Annotated in this window: 19 protein-coding genes; 8 read left to right on the top strand and 11 right to left on the bottom strand. The window is 71.0% G+C overall.

Annotation, left to right across the window (positions count from 1 at the left end; all coding sequences use genetic code 11):
* Positions 1–24: 24 nt before the first annotated feature.
* Complete coding sequence (locus tag AB0O01_RS17740; protein ID WP_365314382.1) at positions 25–699, bottom strand: helix-turn-helix domain-containing protein; 675 nt, start codon at positions 697–699, stop codon at positions 25–27.
* A gap of 94 nt (positions 700–793) precedes the next feature.
* Between AB0O01_RS17740 and AB0O01_RS17735 the strand changes: the two genes are divergently transcribed.
* Complete coding sequence (locus AB0O01_RS17735) at positions 794–2,002, top strand: pyridoxal phosphate-dependent aminotransferase (RefSeq protein ID WP_365314380.1); 1,209 nt, start codon at positions 794–796, stop codon at positions 2,000–2,002.
* 29 nt (positions 2,003–2,031) lie between these two features.
* Here AB0O01_RS17735 and AB0O01_RS17730 read toward each other — a convergent pair whose 3' ends face one another.
* Positions 2,032–2,238 carry a hypothetical protein gene (locus AB0O01_RS17730; protein WP_365314378.1) on the bottom strand — a complete coding sequence of 69 codons (207 nt, stop codon included), beginning with the start codon at positions 2,236–2,238 and terminating at the stop codon, positions 2,032–2,034.
* Between the two features lie 265 nt (positions 2,239–2,503).
* Between AB0O01_RS17730 and AB0O01_RS17725 the strand changes: the two genes are divergently transcribed.
* Positions 2,504–4,039 (top strand): hypothetical protein, encoded by a 1,536-nt coding sequence (locus tag AB0O01_RS17725; RefSeq protein ID WP_365314377.1) that lies wholly within the window; start codon positions 2,504–2,506, stop codon positions 4,037–4,039.
* Here the strand turns inward: AB0O01_RS17725 and AB0O01_RS17720 are convergent.
* From AB0O01_RS17720 to AB0O01_RS17710, 3 genes are all read right to left on the bottom strand, one after another.
* Entirely contained in the window at positions 4,011–4,625 is a 615-nt protein-coding gene (locus AB0O01_RS17720) for a VOC family protein (protein WP_365314375.1), read from the bottom strand. The genes AB0O01_RS17725 and AB0O01_RS17720 overlap by 29 nt on opposite strands.
* Positions 4,626–4,677: 52 nt before the next feature.
* The gene (locus tag AB0O01_RS17715; RefSeq protein WP_365314372.1) at positions 4,678–6,066 is read right to left on the bottom strand and encodes a hypothetical protein; all 1,389 of its coding nucleotides are present in this window, start codon (positions 6,064–6,066) and stop codon (positions 4,678–4,680) included.
* Positions 6,067–6,329: 263 nt separating this feature from the next.
* Complete coding sequence (locus tag AB0O01_RS17710) at positions 6,330–6,743, bottom strand: ATP-binding protein (protein WP_365314370.1); 414 nt, start codon at positions 6,741–6,743, stop codon at positions 6,330–6,332.
* A 159-nt stretch (positions 6,744–6,902) separates the two neighbouring features.
* Here AB0O01_RS17710 and AB0O01_RS17705 point away from each other — a divergent pair, with 159 nt between their 5' ends.
* Together AB0O01_RS17705 and AB0O01_RS17700 are read left to right on the top strand one after the other, a co-directional pair.
* Entirely contained in the window at positions 6,903–7,739 is an 837-nt protein-coding gene (locus AB0O01_RS17705; protein ID WP_365314369.1) for a helix-turn-helix transcriptional regulator, read from the top strand.
* Entirely contained in the window at positions 7,736–7,915 is a 180-nt protein-coding gene (locus AB0O01_RS17700) for a DUF397 domain-containing protein (protein WP_365314367.1), read from the top strand. The genes AB0O01_RS17705 and AB0O01_RS17700 overlap by 4 nt, the downstream gene beginning before the upstream one ends.
* A 46-nt stretch (positions 7,916–7,961) precedes the next feature.
* Here the strand turns inward: AB0O01_RS17700 and AB0O01_RS17695 are convergent, their stop codons facing one another.
* Positions 7,962–8,339 carry a peptidase inhibitor family I36 protein gene (locus tag AB0O01_RS17695; protein ID WP_365314366.1) on the bottom strand — a complete coding sequence of 126 codons (378 nt, stop codon included), beginning with the start codon at positions 8,337–8,339 and terminating at the stop codon, positions 7,962–7,964.
* Positions 8,340–8,446: 107 nt separating this feature from the next.
* On the opposite strand from AB0O01_RS17695, the gene AB0O01_RS17690 reads away from it, so the two are divergent.
* Genes AB0O01_RS17690 through AB0O01_RS17675 form a run of 4 tightly spaced genes read left to right on the top strand, consistent with a single transcriptional unit; the run spans position 8,447 to position 10,792 of the window.
* The gene (locus AB0O01_RS17690) at positions 8,447–9,046 is read left to right on the top strand and encodes a histidine phosphatase family protein (protein ID WP_365314365.1); all 600 of its coding nucleotides are present in this window, start codon (positions 8,447–8,449) and stop codon (positions 9,044–9,046) included.
* A 39-nt stretch (positions 9,047–9,085) separates the two neighbouring features.
* Entirely contained in the window at positions 9,086–9,718 is a 633-nt protein-coding gene (locus AB0O01_RS17685) for a hypothetical protein (RefSeq protein ID WP_365314363.1), read from the top strand.
* A gap of 59 nt (positions 9,719–9,777) precedes the next feature.
* Positions 9,778–10,200, top strand: a complete 423-nt coding sequence (locus tag AB0O01_RS17680; protein WP_365314361.1) for an acyl-CoA thioesterase — start codon at positions 9,778–9,780, stop codon at positions 10,198–10,200.
* A gap of 13 nt (positions 10,201–10,213) precedes the next feature.
* A complete protein-coding gene (locus tag AB0O01_RS17675) occupies positions 10,214–10,792 on the top strand; it encodes a VanZ family protein (protein WP_365314359.1) in 579 nt (192 codons plus the stop codon).
* Here AB0O01_RS17675 and AB0O01_RS17670 read toward each other — a convergent pair.
* The 5 genes from AB0O01_RS17670 to uraD all read right to left on the bottom strand — a co-directional run bounded on the left by AB0O01_RS17670 (position 10,771) and on the right by uraD (position 15,844).
* Positions 10,771–12,150, bottom strand: a complete 1,380-nt coding sequence (locus tag AB0O01_RS17670) for a nucleobase:cation symporter-2 family protein (RefSeq protein WP_365314422.1) — start codon at positions 12,148–12,150, stop codon at positions 10,771–10,773. The two genes, AB0O01_RS17675 and AB0O01_RS17670, sit on opposite strands and share 22 nt — an antisense overlap.
* A 316-nt stretch (positions 12,151–12,466) precedes the next feature.
* Positions 12,467–13,918 (bottom strand): 8-oxoguanine deaminase, encoded by a 1,452-nt coding sequence (locus AB0O01_RS17665; RefSeq protein WP_365314358.1) that lies wholly within the window; start codon positions 13,916–13,918, stop codon positions 12,467–12,469.
* Between the two features lie 14 nt (positions 13,919–13,932).
* Entirely contained in the window at positions 13,933–14,835 is a 903-nt protein-coding gene (gene pucL / locus AB0O01_RS17660; protein ID WP_365314355.1) for a factor-independent urate hydroxylase, read from the bottom strand.
* Positions 14,836–14,843: 8 nt separating this feature from the next.
* A complete protein-coding gene (gene uraH / locus AB0O01_RS17655) occupies positions 14,844–15,278 on the bottom strand; it encodes a hydroxyisourate hydrolase (protein WP_365314354.1) in 435 nt (144 codons plus the stop codon).
* Positions 15,275–15,844, bottom strand: a complete 570-nt coding sequence (uraD, locus tag AB0O01_RS17650) for a 2-oxo-4-hydroxy-4-carboxy-5-ureidoimidazoline decarboxylase (protein ID WP_365314352.1) — start codon at positions 15,842–15,844, stop codon at positions 15,275–15,277. The genes uraH and uraD overlap by 4 nt, the downstream gene beginning before the upstream one ends.
* Between the last annotated feature and the right edge of the window lie 49 nt (positions 15,845–15,893).

Below are 15,893 nucleotides of genomic sequence, written 5' to 3'. Positions count from 1 at the left end.
CTGACGGGCCTTCCCCCTCCCCCCTCACCCCTCCCGCAGTGCCTTGGCGAGCGGGCCGTCCCCGCCGACCACGACCCGCCCCTCCCGCACGGCGTCGGCGAGACCGATCCGCCCCCGGGCGAGATCGGCGCCGGTACGGGAGTCCAGCTCCAGCACCACATCGGCCTCCCCCGGCGCACCCCCGTCCCCGTACACCGCGCCACCACCGCCACCACCACCGCCACCGCCCCCCACCCGCAGATGGAACTCCCCGTCCTCCGACCGCACATCCACCACCACCCCCTCCTCCTCCCCGAGTCCCTCTCCCAGTCCCTCCCCCAGGGCCCGGAGCAGGGGCAGGGCGAGCCAGTGGGCGCGGACGGCGTCGGTGGGGCGCCGGTCGCCGAGTTCGTCCTCGCCCCACTCCCCCAGAGCCTGGAGGACGGGCAGCAACCGGCGCCCGCGCGGGGTGAGTTCATAGACGTAGGCCGCGGCGGGCGGGGGCAGTCTGCGCCGGCCGCTCAGCCCGTCCCGCTCCATGTCCCGCAGCCGTGAGGCGAGGACATCGGTGCTCACGCCGGGCAGGTCCGCGTGCAGATCGGTGTACCGGCGCGGCCCGGCCAGCAGTTCCCGGACGATCAGCAGGGTCCAGCGGTCGCCGACGACATCGAGGGCACGGGCCGCGGAGCAGTACTGGTCGTAGCTTCGGCGTGGTGACATGCGACGCAGTCTAGACATGTTGTTGGACTTTCCAAGCGGCCACTTGGTAAAACCAAGCATCACAAGTTCCCGGAAGTTCCCGGAGGAGCGTCGCATGGAGTTCCGGCAGTCGAGCAAGCTGAGCGAGGTCTGTTACGAGATCCGCGGACCGGTGATAGAGCACGCCAACGCGCTGGAGGAGGCGGGCCACAGCGTGCTGCGCCTGAACACCGGGAATCCGGCGCTGTTCGGCTTCGAGGCGCCGGAGGAGATCGTCCAGGACATGATCCGGATGCTGCCGCGGGCGCACGGCTACACCGACTCACGCGGCGTCCTGACGGCCCGCCGCGCGGTGGCCCAGCGCTACCAGACCCTCGGTCTGGAGGTGGACGTGGACGACGTCTTCCTCGGCAACGGCGTCTCGGAACTGGTCTCGATGGCGGTCCAGGCCCTCCTGGAGGACGGCGACGAGGTCCTGATCCCGGCCCCCGACTTCCCCCTCTGGACGGCCGTCACCACCCTCGCCGGGGGCAGGGCGGTCCACTACCTCTGCGACGAACAGGCCGACTGGTACCCCGACCTGGACGACATGGCGGCGAAGATCACCGACCGCACCAGGGCGGTCGTCATCATCAACCCGAACAACCCCACCGGCGCGGTGTACCCGAAGGAGATCGTTGAGGGCATTCTCGACCTGGCCCGCCGCCACGGCCTGATGGTCTTCGCCGACGAGATCTACGACCAGATCCTCTACGACGACGCCGTGCACCACTCGGCCGCCGCGCTCGCCCCCGACCTGGTCGTCCTCACCTTCTGCGGCCTCTCCAAGACCTACCGGGTGGCGGGTTTCCGCTCCGGCTGGCTGGTCGTCACCGGCCCGCGCCAGCACGCCCGGAACTACCTGGAGGGCCTCACCATGCTGGCCTCCATGCGCCTGTGCGCGAACGCCCCGGCGCAGTACGCGATCCAGGCGGCGCTGGGCGGACGCCAGTCCATCAGCGATCTGACGTCCCCCGGCGGCAGACTCCACGACCAGCGGAACGTGGCCTGGGAGAAGCTCAACGAGATCCCGGGCGTGTCCTGCGTCAAGCCCATGGGCGCGCTGTACGCCTTCCCCCGTCTGGACCCCAAGGTCCACCGGATCCACGACGACGAACGCTTCGTCCTGGACCTGCTGCTCCGCGAGAAGATCCAGGTCGTCCAGGGCACGGGCTTCAACTGGCCCACCCCCGACCACTTCCGCATCCTGACCCTCCCGCACGCCGACGACCTGGAGGCGGCGATCGGGAGGATCGGGCGGTTCTTGAGCGGGTACCGGCAGTAGCGGGACGGGACGCCGTCCGGCCCCGGGACTCAGAAGTGGAGCTGACTCAGCAGCCGGTCGAAGAGGGCGCGGGAAAAACCGGCGACAGCCCCGCCCAGCACGACACGGAGCACCGTGAACCGGCGGGGCTCTCCGTCCGCGCCGCTCTCCCGGACGGGGGCGGCGGGGTCCGGCTGGACGGGCGGGACAGGGACGCTCCGGGCGGCGTCCCGGGGTACTCCCGGGCGGGACTTCATGGCGGTTCTCCCTCTCAACTCGGCGCGTCTCGGCCCTGCTTCGGCCTGGTCGGCCCTTGTCGACCCTGATCGGACCTGATCGGACCTTGTCGACCCTGATCGGACCTTGTCGGCCCTTGCGGCACCCCCTCTGTGTACCGTGCGCCTTCGCCGCGTTCCGCGATCTCTGGACGAATCCGAACGGGCCGGGGGCGCACCCTGGCCGGGGGCGGCGGGAGCTGCCAAGGTGGCGGGAAGCGCGGGCGAAGTCACTTCAGGGGGGACGATGCCGACCGCCGACGAGATCGCTGCGGCTCTCCGCTTCACGGGCGAGTTCGAGCGCCTGCGCAAACGCGCGGGCAATCCGTCGTACGACGAATTCGAGCGGCTGGTGCCGCACATTCCGCGCAGCACGCTGCACAACGCTCTCAGCGGTACGCGGAAGAGCCTCGCGGACTGGCCGCTGTTCCGCCCGCTGCTGCGCCGCTGCATCGAACTGGCCGGGAGCAACGGTGTCACGGACGCCGGGACCGAGGCGGAGTGGCTGGAGTTCTGGAAGGCGGCCACCGATGGACGGATCATTCCGTCCCCGCTGGAATCCGCCGCGATCCGGGAGAAGTTCCGCAAGGCGGAGGAACGGGCGAGGGTCCTGAGCGGCTCGGGCGTGCTCAGTACCCTGCGCAGCCTCTACCCCTCCTACCCGCCCGTCGACCTCTGGGGCGTCCAGCACCCCATCTGCGTGTTCCCGGCACCGCCCGGCCAGTGGCACAACACGGAGTCGGCCGTCGGGACGCTGCGGGACCGCCGGGTCCCGGCGGAGGACGAGTACGCGGGGGACTACGACCCGGAGGGCGGCCGGGACGCCTTCCTCACCTATGTGGACCGCTATCGCGGCGCGAGCGCGGCGGACCGCCGCCGCTTCTTCCCGGGGGCCGCCTACGGCTTTCGCCAACTGCGTCTGCGTCCCGGGGGCGCCGTCACCATCGACTGCGGGATGGGCCGCTACTTCACCTCGCTGGCCACCTCGGAGGATCTCGACGCCGAGATGATGGAGTCGCTGACGGCCGACCCGGCACGGCCCGTGCCGCTGCGTGAACTCCCCCGGCGCTCCTGGCTCCACCGGCAGGTCGGGGACCCCGTCACCGACGGCCGCCACCGCGACGCGGCCCTCTCCCACGCCACCGTCGTCGTGACCGCCACCGGGGACGGAGGCTACGACATCCTGCTCCCGGAGCGGTCCCGCGATGTCGCCACGCACGCCCATTTCAACCATGTCGCCCCGTCCGGGATCTTCGCCCCGTACGACGAGACCTCACCGTCGCCGCTGATGGAGTACTCGGTCCGGCGCAACTTCTTCCGGGAGTGGAGCGAGGAGTTGTACGCGGCGGAGGAGCATGAGCACCCCCAGTACTCGGTGGTGATCCCCGACCCCGAGGACGAACCCGAGATCACCCGCCTCAAGGCCCTGCTGGACAGCGGGCGGGGTCACCTCGGATACACCGGGGTCTCCTGCAACCTGCTCACCCTGCGCCCCGAGATCTGCATGGCGCTGATCATCGAGGACCGGAACTGGTTCCGGCAGGAGAACCGGATCGCCCGCGAGATGGGCCGGACCTTCGAGTGGGGCTGGGAGTACGAGAAGCGGGTGTGGGACGGGGCGAGGGCCCCCGGGAAGCCGGGCCAGCTCCGCCTGCGCCTGGACGCGGACCTCCGGCCCGTCGACGGACAGCTCCTGCGACCCAGCTTCCTCATCCCCAACGCCGCCGCGGCGATCTTCCTGGCGGTCAGAATGCTCAGGCTGCGCCGGACGGCGGGAGCGTGACGCCGCCGGGGGTGAGCAGCGCCTCGGTGAGCCCGTTGATCCGCGGCACCCAGGTGCCGTCGTCGTCGCCGGGCCCGAAGCGGACCCCGGGATCGTCGAGGCCGAGCGCGCGGCGGTAGAAGTCCCGGGCCGCGTCGGGATCGCCGCCCCGGTGATGCGGGGCGCCCGGGGTGGCGGGGGTCCCGGGTGCGTGGGTCCACCCGGCGAACCCGCGCTGCTCCCACAGCGAGACGGCCGCGCCGAGCGGATCGAGCAGGGTGCTCATGGCACCCACCCCGGGCAGTTCGAAGGGCTCGACCACGAGCCGCGCCCCGGCGTCGAGCGCGGCCCGCGTACGGGCCTCGACATCGTCCACGGCCAGGTACCAGGCGATGTGCTCAGGGGTGCCGGGCGGGTAGACCGGATGGGAGAGATCGCTCAGCCCGGCCACCACATGACCGTCGTGGGCGAGAACGGCCGCGGCCCGCAGCGCCTGGGGCTCCGCGGGCCGCCAGCCCAGGGACTCGGCCAGGAGAGTCACCGTGGCCCCGACGTCATGGGTCTTGAGATCGAGCCAGCAGAACATTCCGGGGCCACGGGGGTGCATCGGTCGGCCGTCCTCTCTTCGCGGCCGTTCATCATAGGAAATCGGGTCCCGGCTACCCGCAGGGCGGGCAGCAGACCGGTGCCGGTTCGACGCAGACGGCGACGGAGTCGGTGTTGTCGGTCGGGTCGGGATCCTTCTCGTTCGCCGTGGCGGTGGCGGTGTTGTGGACGAGGCCGGTCGTCGTGGCCTTGGCGCGCAGGACGAGGGCGGCGGTGGCGCCGACGGGGAGGGTACCGACCGCCCACTCGCCCGTGGCCGGGTCGTACAGCCCCGGACCCTCCGCGGAGAGGAAGGCGAGCCCCTCGGGCAGCCGGTCGGTGACCCGGACGCCGGTCGCCTGGTTGGGCCCGGAGTTGGCGACCGTCACGCGATAGGTCACCGTCTGCCCGACGGTGACGGTGGTGAGGTCGGCGGCCTTGGTCACGCTCAGGTCGGCGGCGGGCTTGACCTCGGTGACGGCCTCGTCGGAGGTGGCGGTCAGGGTCTGCGGGGTCTCACCGAGCCGGTTCTCGTAGGTCGCCGACGCGGTGTTCCGGACGAAGGATCCGGCGCTGGCGAGGTCGATGACGACCCGGTACTCGACGGTGGTCCCGCCCGGCAGGCTCTCGGTGTTGGGCAGCGACCCGCCCACCGCGCCGGAGGCACCCGCGCCGAGATAGAACACGACCTGGTCGGCCGCGGCGTCGTAGTGCCCCTGGTCGTCGCCCGGCGCGTCGGTCAGCGCCCCGGTGTTCGGCCCGTCGACGATCCGCAGCGAGCCCGGCACATATGTCGTCCCGGGCGGGACGACATCCGTCAGGACCAGCGCGTCGGCCGCCCCGCCGCCCTCGTTCCGGACGGTGACCCGATACGTCAGGACGTCGCCGACCTCCAGCGGCCCGGCGGGGATCGCGGTCTTGTCGAGGACGATGTAGGGGGCGGTGCCGAAGAAGATGCCGTCCAGGAAGTTGCCGATGCCCCGGTTGCCGCCGGCCGCGGCGATCGAGCGGAACGCGAACCGGGTCAGGGTCTGCCCGGCCGGGACGACATACGTGCCCGTGTAGTAGCCCCAGGCGTTCTTGCCGTCGGAGAAGCGTCGTTGCTCCACCACCGACCCCGGGGCGCCGATGTCCAGCGCCATGGTGTCCTCGCCGAGGCGGCCCCGGTGGTAGAGGCGCCAGTACAGGGTGGTCCCGGGGGTGGTGGGGAGGTCCTGGTAGAGGGTGGAGACCTCGTTGGCGTTCAGCTCGGCGAACTGGGCCCCCTCGGCGGACGGCACCCCGAGGAAGCCCGAGCGCCACAGCTCCACCATGTGGTCGGAGGCGGTGGTGAGCCAGCCGGGGACTCTCTTCGGCGCCTGTGTCTGGGAGGAGTCGGGCAGGATCTCGAAGTCCGTCACGGCGGGCTGCTCGAAGCTGCCGTTGACGAGGGCGACACGGAGCGGCGGGGGCGGGGTGGACATGGTTGTTCTCCTCGGAGTGGACGGAGTTGACCGAGTTGACCGAGATGGCCACTACGTTCAGTAGCGAATCGCGGGATGACGACTCCGTACAGTGGCGCCCCGTCAGCTCCGGCCAACCCGTGACAGCGGGTTTACGGCCATTCCCCCGCCGCCGGACACCACCACCGCCTCCCCCATCCCGCCCGTCACGCCCGCCCTGGCCGGAAACACCGCTCACCCAGGGTGAATTGAACGCGGCCGGGTTGACGCCATCGGACCCCACCTCACTTCAGCGCCACCTCACACCACACGGTCTTGGTGTACGGGTCGCCTCCGGCGGTTCCCCAGTCGATGGCCAGCGCCTCCACCAGGGCGAGCCCCCGGCCGGACTCGGCGTCGAGGGCCACCGGAGGAACGCACCCGGGCAGGGGCGGACGCCGTTCGGGGCGGGCGTCGGTCACCTCGATCCGGAGCGTCGGATGCCCCTCCGGGCGGAGCGTGAGCCCGAGCCGGAACTCGCGGCCCCGCAGGCGTCCGTGGGTGGCGGCGTTGGTGGCGAGTTCGGCGACCAGCAGGGCGGCGGTACGGCTCGCGTCGGTGTCGGGGGGCCAGCCCCAGTCGTGCAGTTTCCCGATCGCGCAGTGCCGGGCGAACCGGGCCCCGGCGGGGGTGGCGGGGAGACGGATTCCGTAGTTCATGTCACTGAGAGTGGTTGGGCGTCCCTACAGTGGCCAGTAATGGCGGCCGTACACAGCGTCACTGTCCGACCGTTGTCCGGGCTTGTCCGGGCCGCGCGGCGTTGCTCGGTGCGTCTATGGGGAGTTGGGCACGAAGCGACACGAGGAGGTGTCTGAGAGATGAGTGACGAGACCGAGCCGCGCATCGCCGACGACGAGGAGGCGAGGGCGGTCCTCAAGACGGTGGGTCGGGTCATCAAGTTGTGTCGGCAGCGGAAGGGGCTGACACAGGCGGAGCTGGGGAAGCTGGTGGGGTACAGCGAGGAGCAAGTATCGGCGGTGGAGCGCGGCAGGCGAGTGCCGAGCGAGAAGTTCCTCAAGGCAGCCGATGAGGCGCTGGGCGCCGACGGTCTGATCGTGGGGTTACGGCGGGACGTGGCCCAGGCCAAGTACCCCAAGAAGGTGCGCGACCTGGCGAAGCTGGAAGCGGAGACGATCGAGGTCTGCGCCTACACCGATACCGTCATCGACGGCCTGCTCCAGACACCGGACTACGTCAGGGCGCTCTACGCAATGCGGCGCCCGCCCTACTCCGAGGCCGAGTTGGAGACCTTGACCGCCGGACGCTTGGACCGGCAGAGCATGTTCGACCAGGATCCCACCCCGGTCTTCAGCTTCATCCAGGATGAGGCGACACTGCGACGGCCCCTCGGGGGCAGGATGGTCATGCGGAAGCAGCTCGAACATCTGTTGGAGATGGGCGAGCGGCGTAACGTAGACATCCAGGTCATGCCGTTTGACCTGGAGGAGCACGCGGGCATCTCAGGGCCGGTCCGACTGCTGCGACTGCTCAGCGGAGAGACCGTGGCCTACGACGAAGTGCCCTTCACCAACCGCCTGTTCGCTGGGCCGAAGGAGGTTCAGATCCTGTCGATCCGCTATGGCACGATCCGAGGTCAGGCCCTCTCGCCCCGCGATTCGTTGGCCTACATCGAGAAACTGCTGGGAGAAACATGACCGCTCTGCACTGGTACAAGAGCAGCTATAGCACCAACGAGACGGCGGCCTGCGTGGAAGTCGCCCTCGCCCCCCAGACCATCCACATCCGCGACTCCAAGCACATAAACGGCGACCAGCTCACCTTCCCGCGTGAGCGCTGGACCGCGTTCATCGGCTACGCCGCCGAGCGCTGACGCACATCCCCGCCCCGGCACCTCACCGGGGCGGGCCGTCATATCGTCAGCAGATCCTGAAGGAGCTGATCTTGTCGTTGATCCACGACGGAACGCTGCCCCACCGCTCCCAGGGACCGATCCTGAACTCCAGTCCCGTGCCTTGGTTCTCGTAGAAGCACAGGCTGTTCGCGGAATTGTTGACGAGGGACGAGGTGGCATCGTTGCCCGCCCTCACGCTATCGGAGCGCGGCACGGAGAACCACACCCACGCCGTGCCGTCGTAGTTGCTGTGCTCGAAGAGGCAGAGTGCGAGCCCGTTGCAGCGGTCGGGCGTACCGGCGGCGGCCGGGGTGGCGGTCGCGAGACCGGCGGTGGCGGCGAGCGCGGCGGCACCGGCCAGCAGGCCGATCTTGCTTCCGGCCTTGCGAAGAAGTGAAGTCATGGCCGGAACCTAACGGTGGGAAAGATGTAGATGGAGAACTTCTCTCCAGATACTTCCCGGATGAACAGAGACCTTCGCCTGAAGGGACGTAGTCGTAGCCTGAGGGCATGGGTGATCTCTTTCTCGTACGGCACGGTGAGACCGAGTGGTCGCGGAGCGGCCGGCACACCGGGCGCACGGACGTCCCGCTGACCGAGCACGGGCGCGCGGAGGCGCGGGCGCTGGTGCCGCTGATCCGGTCGCATCGGATCGGTGCCGCGTTCGTGAGTCCGTCGCAGCGGGCGCGGGAAACAGCGGAGCTGATCGGGTTGCCGGACGCGCGGCCGGACGTCGATCTCATGGAGTGGGACTACGGGGCGTACGAGGGGATCACGACCGTCGAGATCCAGCGGGACCGGCCGGGGTGGTTCCTGTTCACGGACGGGGTGGAGCCGGGGCCGGTGGAGCATCCGGGCGAGAGCGTGGAGCAGGTGTCGCGGCGGGCGGACCGGATGCTGGCGAAGGTGGACGCGGCGCTGGCGAACAACGAGGGGTGTGTGGTGCTGGTGGCGCACGGGCACTTTCTGCGGGTGCTGACGGCGCGGCGGCTGGGGCTGGCGCCGGAGGACGGGGCGTTGTTCCAGTTGGCGACGGGGGCGTTGGGGCGGTTGAGCTATGAGCACGGGTGGCCGGTGATCGCGGGGTGGAATGTCAGACCCGGGTCGTAGCCTTCGGAGGGAGGGGGATCTCCGGGGAGGTGGGCGGGTATGGCGGGACCGGCGACGGCCGCGCAGCGGCGGGTCATCGAGGGGGCCGATCCGGTGACGGGGCGGCTGCGGGGTACGGAGGCGCAGCTCGCGGCGCTGGTGAGGCGGGGGCTGGCGTTCCGGCATCCGAGGCCGCCGCACGAGCACTTTCTGACTCCGGCGGGGCACCGGCTGCGGGAGGCGCCGCGGGGAGCTGTGCCGGAGGAGGTCCCGGTCAGGGCCGATTCCGGGGTGTTCGCGGCGCGGGTCGGGGGTGAGGAGGCTCGGCCGCCGGAGTCGGGGGCGGCGAGGGCGCGGGAGGTGCGCAGTGCGTGGCAGGGGCTGCTGGAGCTGCGGCGGATGACGAATCGGGACGGGGCGGTGGACCGGCCGTGCGGGTGGGAGCGGGGTCATCTGGTGCAGGCGGCGGCGCTGGCGCTGGAGGCGGCGGGGCACCGGCCGGCGGAGGGGGCGTCGGGCGGGTACCGGGTGCGGGCGACTCCGCAGCCGGAGGCGGTGGCGGTCCATGACTCGGACGCGGCGGCGCTGGTGGGGTACGCGGAGACGCTGGAGGGGGCGGGGTGGCAGCCGGGTGAGTACACCGACCCGCGCAGCCGGAGCCGCTATCTGCTGGCGTCGCCGCGCCGGGTGTGAGGGGTGGGGGGCGTGCCAGGATCGGGGGCGATGGGCGTGGGCGATGGCGAGGAGTCGTGGTGAGGGAAGAGTTCGCGGTGCCGGTGACCGTGCGCGGGTACGAGACGGATGTGCAGGGGCATCTGAATCAGGCGGTGTATCTGAGCTATGCCGAGCACGCGCGCTGGTCGCTGCTGGAGGCGGCCGGGATCCGGCAGCGGGATCTCACGGACAGCAGGCTGGGGCCGGTGGTGCTGGAGACGGTGATCCGGTACCGCAGTGAGCTGCTGGCCGGTGATGAGGTGCGGGTGACCTGCGCGTTCGTCTGGGGCGAGGGCAAGACGTTCCGGGTGGTGCAGCGGATCGAGAAGGCGGACGGGACGCTCGCCGCGGAGGTGGAGGGTGTGTCGGGGCTGATGGACCTCACCGCGCGGCGGCTGGTCGCGGATCCGGGCGGCCGGTTCAGACAGCTCGCGGCGGAGCCGGGGCTGATGGGGTTGTAGCGGAAAGAGCACCATGAGTCGAGTACTGAGCCTCTACGCGGACGAACTGGCCGTGGCGCTGTTTTTCGGAGTGCCGCTGTCCATCACGGTGGCGTGGCTGGTGCACCGGTTCGTGATGGGACGAACCCCGGGGCCGGGAATGCGCCGCCTCGCGGTACTCGACGGTCTGCTGGCCGCGTCCGTCCTGCCGTTTCTCTGCGCGACTCTGTCCCGGGGCTACGGCAGCGGACGGACGCTGAGCGTCGTTCCGTTCGGTGAACTCTCCACCGCGTTCGGCACCGCACAGGTGGCCTTCTCCGAAGTGACGCTGGTCAACGTCGGCGGCAACATGGCGCTGCTGTTTCTCTTCGGCGCCCTGCTCCCCGTGCGGAGCCGGAGGTGCCGCGGCTTCGCACGGGTCGCCGCTGTCGCGGCCCTGATGTCCCTCTGCGTGGAGGGCGCGCAGTACCTGCTGGCGCTCGGCCGGGTCGGCTCCGTGGACGATGTGCTGCTCAATGTCGCCGGAGCCCTCATCGGCGCTCTCGCGTCCCGTCCTTGGTGGTCCGCGCGGCGGATCACCGCCCGAGGGCGCTATCCCGCCGCCGCCCGCTGATGCCCCGCCGCCCCGCTGATCTCCTCCCCCGCCTCCATCGGGTGGGTGACGTCCTGGGCGTCCCGGGTGCCCTTGCCGATGTGGTTGAAGACCAGGTTCAGGAGGACCGCGGCGACGCAGCCCGTGGAGATGCCGGAGTCCAGGATGATGCGGGCGGTCTCCGGGAAGGCGTGGTAGAACTCCGGCGCCGAGATGGGGATGATGCCGACGGCCAGGGAGACGGCGACGATCAGGACGTTGTTGTCCCTGTCGAGGCCCGCGCGGACCAGGGTCTGGATGCCGCTGGCGGCGACCGAGCCGAAGAGGACGACGCCCGCGCCGCCCAGGACGGGGCGGGGGACGACCGCGATCAGTGACGCCGCCATCGGGCACAGGCCCATCAGGACCAGGAACCCGCCGCCCGTGGCGACGACGTACCGGCTGCGGATCCTCGTCATGGCGACCAGGCCGATGTTCTGGGCGAAGGCGCTGCACATGAAGCCGTTGAAGAGGGGGCTGAGGGCGGAGCCGAGGGTGTCGGCGCGCAGTCCGGCGGCGATGGTCCGCTCGTCGGCGGGGCGGTCGACGATCTCGCCGAGGGCGAGCATGTCGGCGGTGGACTCGGTCATGGAGACCACCATCACCACGCACAGCGAGACGATCGCGGCGATCTGGAACTGCGGGGCGCCGAAGTGGAAGGGGGTCGGGAACCCGATCACGGCCGCGTCCGCGACCGGGGCGAAGTCGGTGACGCCGAAGGGGATCGCGATGAGGGTGCCCAGGACCAGGCCGAGGAGGACCGCGATCTGCTTCACGAAACCCCGGGTGAAGCGGCGCAGGACCAGGACGATCACCAGGGTGAGGGCGGCGAGGGTGAGATTGGTGGCCGAGCCGTAGTCGGTGGCGGTGGGGCTCGCGCCCTGCGCCCAGCCGAAGGCGACGGGGAGCAGCGAGATGCCGATCAGGGTGATGACCGTACCCGTGACGACGGGTGGGAAGAAGCGGACCATCTTGCTGAAGAAGGGGGCCGCGAGGAAGCCGAGGAGTCCGGCGACGATCACCGCGCCGAAGATGACGGGCAGGGCGTCGGACTTGTCGTCGGTGGTCGCGACGATCGCCGTCATGGGGGCGACCCCGGCGAAGGTGACCCCGTTGACGAAGGGCAGCCGGGCGCCGATGTTCCAGACGCCGAGGGTCTGGAGGAGGGTCGCGAGACCGGCGGTGAAGAGACAGGCGCCGGTGAGGAAGGTCAGTTCGGCGGCGGAGAGCCCGATGGCGGCGCCGACGATCAGCGGCGGGGCGACGACTCCGGCGTACATGGCGGCCACATGCTGGAGGCCGGTCGTGGCCATCTTCAGGGCGGGGAGCTTCTCGTCCACCGGATGGACCGGGGGGACCGGATGGACCGGGGGCTCGGGTGTCTTGCGGGGGGCTGGCTGGGCGGGGACTCGGTCGGCAGGCACTGCGGTTCCTCCGGTCGGTTGCACGGCACCGTTGCCGTGGGTGTCAGGGAGGTGGTGCGTGATGACGCGGTCGTGCGGGACCGGGGTGGGGAGACGGACGGGGAGGGGTGGGGGCGGTGCTCCGGGGCGTGCCGGTGCGTACGGGCACGCCCCGGAGACGGTCGCCATGGCTCCGCTCGGGTCCATGGCCACCGGCCGGGAGCCGTCCCTCCCGGTCGGAGTACAGGGGGGATCAGCCGCCCACGGGGGCCGTGGCGCTCTCGGTGATCCGGGCGCTCCCGGTCATCCCGGTAGTCCCGGTAGTCCCGGTAGTCCCGGTGATCCCGGCGAGGCGGCGGGCCTGGGTGCGGGTCTCGCGGGCGAGGGCGTCCTCGTCGGCGGTGAGCAGGCGGCCGTTCTCGACGATCTGGCGGCCGTCGACGAAGGAGGCGGTCACCGGGGCCGCCGCGCCGAGGACCAGCGCGGTGACCGGGTCGGCGATGGAGGCGTGGGCGAGGGTGTCCAGGTTCCAGAGGACCAGGTCGGCGAGCTTGCCGGGCTCCAGTGAGCCCGTCTCGGCGGCGCGGCCGAGGACCTGGGCGCCGCCGTAGGTGCCGAGGCGTAGCGCCTGACGGGCGGTCAGGGCGTGGTGGCGGTGGGCGCCGAGGCGGTTGATGAGGAGGGCGTTGCGCAGTTCGGTGTGGAGTTCGCCGGACTCGTTGGAGGCGGTGCCGTCGACCCCGAGGCCGACCGGGACGCCGGCGGCGAGCAGGTCGGGGACGCGGGCGATCCCGGCGGCGAGGCGGGCGTTGGAGGAGGGGCAGTGGGCGACGCCGGTACGGGTGCGGGCGAAGGCGGCGATGTCGGCGTCGTTCATATGGACGCAGTGGGCCATCCACACGTCCTCGCCGAGCCAGCCGGTGGACTCGAAGTAGTCGGTGGGGCCCATGCCGAAGAGTTCATGGCAGAACTTCTCCTCCTCGACGGTCTCCGAGCCGTGGGTGTGCAGGCGGACGCCGAGGCGGCGGGCGAGCGCGGCACCCTCGCGGAGCAGATCGGTGGAGACGGAGAAGGGCGAGCAGGGGGCGACGGCGATCCGGGTCATGGCGTCGAAGGCGGGGTCGTGGTGCTCGGCGACCGTGGCCTCGGTGGCGGCGAGGGCGCCGTCCAGGGTCTCCACGGCGAAGTCCGGGGGCAGCCCGCCGTCCTTCTCGCTGCGGTCCATGGAGCCCCGGGCGAGGGTGAAGCGGACACCCATCTCGCGGGCGGCGCGGACGATGGTGCCGGAGAGGTCGCCGGAGCCGTGCGGGAAGACGTAGTGGTGGTCCATGGCGGTGGTGACCCCGCCCCGGGCCATCATCGCCAGCGAGCCCCGGGCCGCCGCGCCCACCATCGGCTCGTCGATCCGCGCCCAGGTCGGGTAGAGCGCCACCAGCCAGTCGAAGAGGTTGTGGTCGGTCGCGAGTCCCCGGGTGATCCACTGGTAGAAGTGGTGGTGGGTGTTGACCAGGCCGGGGGTGACGAGATGCCCGGAGGCGTCGATTCGGCGGACGACGTTCTCCAGGCCGTCCGGCGCCCGGCCCGGCCCGAGCGACTCGATCCGGTTCCCGGCGATGACGAGATGGCCGGTGGCGTACTCGGTGTCGTGGGCGTCCACGGTCGCGATCGACGCGTTCTCGATCACGGTGCGCTGCACTGCTGCCATGGGGTGCGTCCTGTTCAGAGGTTGGTCAGGTCCAGCGGGATGCGGGCCTCGCGGCCGTCGCGCAGGACGGTGGCCTCGATCAGGCCGTAGGGGCGGTCGGCGGCGAAGTACACCTCGTTGTCGTTCTTCAGCTCGAACGGGGCGAGGTCCACCAGGAAGTGATGCTTGTTCGGGAGGGAGAAGCGGATCTCGTCGATCTCCTCGCGGTGCTCGATGATCCGCGCCCCCATCTGGTACAGCGTCTGCTGGAGGGAGAGGCTGTAGGTCTCGGCGAACGCCTGGAGCAGATGGCGTCGGGTCTCCTCGTAGGACTCCTCCCAGTCGGGCACCGGCAGGTCGTCGCCGGTCCAGGCGAACCGCCAGCGGGCGGAGACCTCGGTGGCGAGGATCCGGTCGTACGCCTCGGGGAGGGTCGTGTACCTGTCCTTGACGTAGCCCCAGAACTCGGAGTCGGTGGAGTTGAGGACGGTGAGGTCCTTGAGTCCCGAGATCACCTCCCAGGTGTCGCCGTCGTAGGTGATCTGGGTCAGGCGGGTCTCCTGGCCGGTGCGGGCGAAGGAGTGCCCGGCCCGGTCGGGGGTGGTGGTCCCGATCCGCTCCCAGCCGTACTCCTCGATCCGGATGCGGGCGCGGTGGATGGGGTCCTGGGAGGTGACGAAGTGCCGGGCGAGATGGATGCCGAACTGCTCGGCGGAGTCGATGCCGTACTCCTTGGCGAAGGCATAGACGGTGTTCTTGGTGGTGTCCGTCGGCAGGACGTTGGCGTTGGAGCCGGAGTAGTGGACCTCGGCCATGTCACCGCTCAGCGCGATGGAGACATTGAGGTCCTTGATGTGATGGGTGGCGCCGTCCCGCGTGATCCGGACGACTCGGTTCTCGGCCTTGCCGTACTGGTTCTGTCCAAGAAACGTGGGCATGGTGTCTGCTAGCTCCCTCGGTATACGGAGTAGCCGAACGGGTTGAGCAGCAGCGGTACGTGGTAGTGCTCGCCGGGGCGCACGGCGAAGGTGATCGCCACCTCCGGGAAGAACGCGCCCGGTTCGGCCGGTGTCTCCGGGCGGAGCACGGTACCGCTGTCCCGATTCGCGGGGGCGTCCTGCTGCGCATCGGCTCGCTGGGTCGTGAAGTACGGCTCCACCGCGAAGTCGAGCCGTACCTGGGTGGTGCCCTCCGGCAGGGCCGGCAGGTCCTTGCACCGGCCGTCGGCGTCGGTCTCGGAGGCGCCGAGTGCCCGCCAGTCCGCGTCCCGGCCGGCCCGGGCCGCGAGGTGGACGGCGACACCGCGGGCGGGGCGGCCGGCGCTGGTGTCCAGGATGTGGGTGGACACCGAGGTCACCGGGGCGGTGGTGGGGGTGCTCATAGGGATCGGTCCTCTTCCTCTTCCTCTTCCTCTTCCGCTTCCGCTTCCGCTTCCGCTTCCGCTTCCGCTTCCAGGAGTCGGGCGAGTCGGATGCGGTTGATCTTCCCCAGTTCGGTGCGGACGATCTCCCGTTCCCGCTCCGGCGGGTTGCCGGTCCGCTCCCGCAGCGCGTCCCGCATCTCCTCGCCGGTACGGCCGGTGGCGCAGATCAGGAAGACATGGCCGAACCGCTCCTGGTAGGCCAGGTTGAGGGCGAGCATCTCCGCCCTGAGCGACTCGGCGGCCCCGGCCATCCCGGACTGCTCCCGGGCCGAGGTGGGGTCACCGGGGCGGGGGCGGCCGATCGGGGGGTGCCCGGCCATCGCCTCGCCGAGATCGTCGGCGGTGAGCGCGGTCATGGCGGTGTCGCTGGCGGCGTACAGGTCCCCGGGGGTGGTGGCGGGCCGGGCGGCGAGCAGTCGCTCCACCCATGCCGTGGCGGCGCAGACCTCGTGCAGCGCGGTGCGCGCGGCGGGTTCCTCAAGGGCGTTGAACCGGGACAGGCCCGGCGTGGAGGTGGTCGTCACGGGAGAGCCTCCGTGGCCTGGTGCTGATCGGGCTGCGCATAGCTAACGC

Origin of the sequence: Streptomyces sp. NPDC093252 (genome assembly GCF_040683675.1) — a bacterium.
GTDB lineage: Bacteria > Actinomycetota > Actinomycetes > Streptomycetales > Streptomycetaceae > Streptomyces.
Note: the sequence above shows the minus strand (reverse complement) of the source record. Positions and strands in the feature narration are given on the sequence as shown.

Excerpts from the sequence above, each read along its gene's own strand:
- AB0O01_RS17740 (WP_365314382.1), bottom strand. The coding sequence starts at position 699 with ATGTCACCACGCCGAAGCTACGACCAGTACTGCTCCGCGGCCCGTGCC.
- AB0O01_RS17735 (WP_365314380.1), top strand. The coding sequence starts at position 794 with ATGGAGTTCCGGCAGTCGAGCAAGCTGAGCGAGGTCTGTTACGAGATC.
- AB0O01_RS17730 (WP_365314378.1), bottom strand. The coding sequence starts at position 2,238 with ATGAAGTCCCGCCCGGGAGTACCCCGGGACGCCGCCCGGAGCGTCCCT.
- AB0O01_RS17725 (WP_365314377.1), top strand. The coding sequence starts at position 2,504 with ATGCCGACCGCCGACGAGATCGCTGCGGCTCTCCGCTTCACGGGCGAG.
- AB0O01_RS17720 (WP_365314375.1), bottom strand. The coding sequence starts at position 4,625 with ATGCACCCCCGTGGCCCCGGAATGTTCTGCTGGCTCGATCTCAAGACC.
- AB0O01_RS17715 (WP_365314372.1), bottom strand. The coding sequence starts at position 6,066 with ATGTCCACCCCGCCCCCGCCGCTCCGTGTCGCCCTCGTCAACGGCAGC.
- AB0O01_RS17710 (WP_365314370.1), bottom strand. The coding sequence starts at position 6,743 with ATGAACTACGGAATCCGTCTCCCCGCCACCCCCGCCGGGGCCCGGTTC.
- AB0O01_RS17705 (WP_365314369.1), top strand. The coding sequence starts at position 6,903 with ATGAGTGACGAGACCGAGCCGCGCATCGCCGACGACGAGGAGGCGAGG.
- AB0O01_RS17700 (WP_365314367.1), top strand. The coding sequence starts at position 7,736 with ATGACCGCTCTGCACTGGTACAAGAGCAGCTATAGCACCAACGAGACG.
- AB0O01_RS17695 (WP_365314366.1), bottom strand. The coding sequence starts at position 8,339 with ATGACTTCACTTCTTCGCAAGGCCGGAAGCAAGATCGGCCTGCTGGCC.
- AB0O01_RS17690 (WP_365314365.1), top strand. The coding sequence starts at position 8,447 with ATGGGTGATCTCTTTCTCGTACGGCACGGTGAGACCGAGTGGTCGCGG.
- AB0O01_RS17685 (WP_365314363.1), top strand. The coding sequence starts at position 9,086 with ATGGCGGGACCGGCGACGGCCGCGCAGCGGCGGGTCATCGAGGGGGCC.
- AB0O01_RS17675 (WP_365314359.1), top strand. The coding sequence starts at position 10,214 with ATGAGTCGAGTACTGAGCCTCTACGCGGACGAACTGGCCGTGGCGCTG.
- AB0O01_RS17665 (WP_365314358.1), bottom strand. The coding sequence starts at position 13,918 with ATGGCAGCAGTGCAGCGCACCGTGATCGAGAACGCGTCGATCGCGACC.
- pucL (WP_365314355.1), bottom strand. The coding sequence starts at position 14,835 with ATGCCCACGTTTCTTGGACAGAACCAGTACGGCAAGGCCGAGAACCGA.
- uraH (WP_365314354.1), bottom strand. The coding sequence starts at position 15,278 with ATGAGCACCCCCACCACCGCCCCGGTGACCTCGGTGTCCACCCACATC.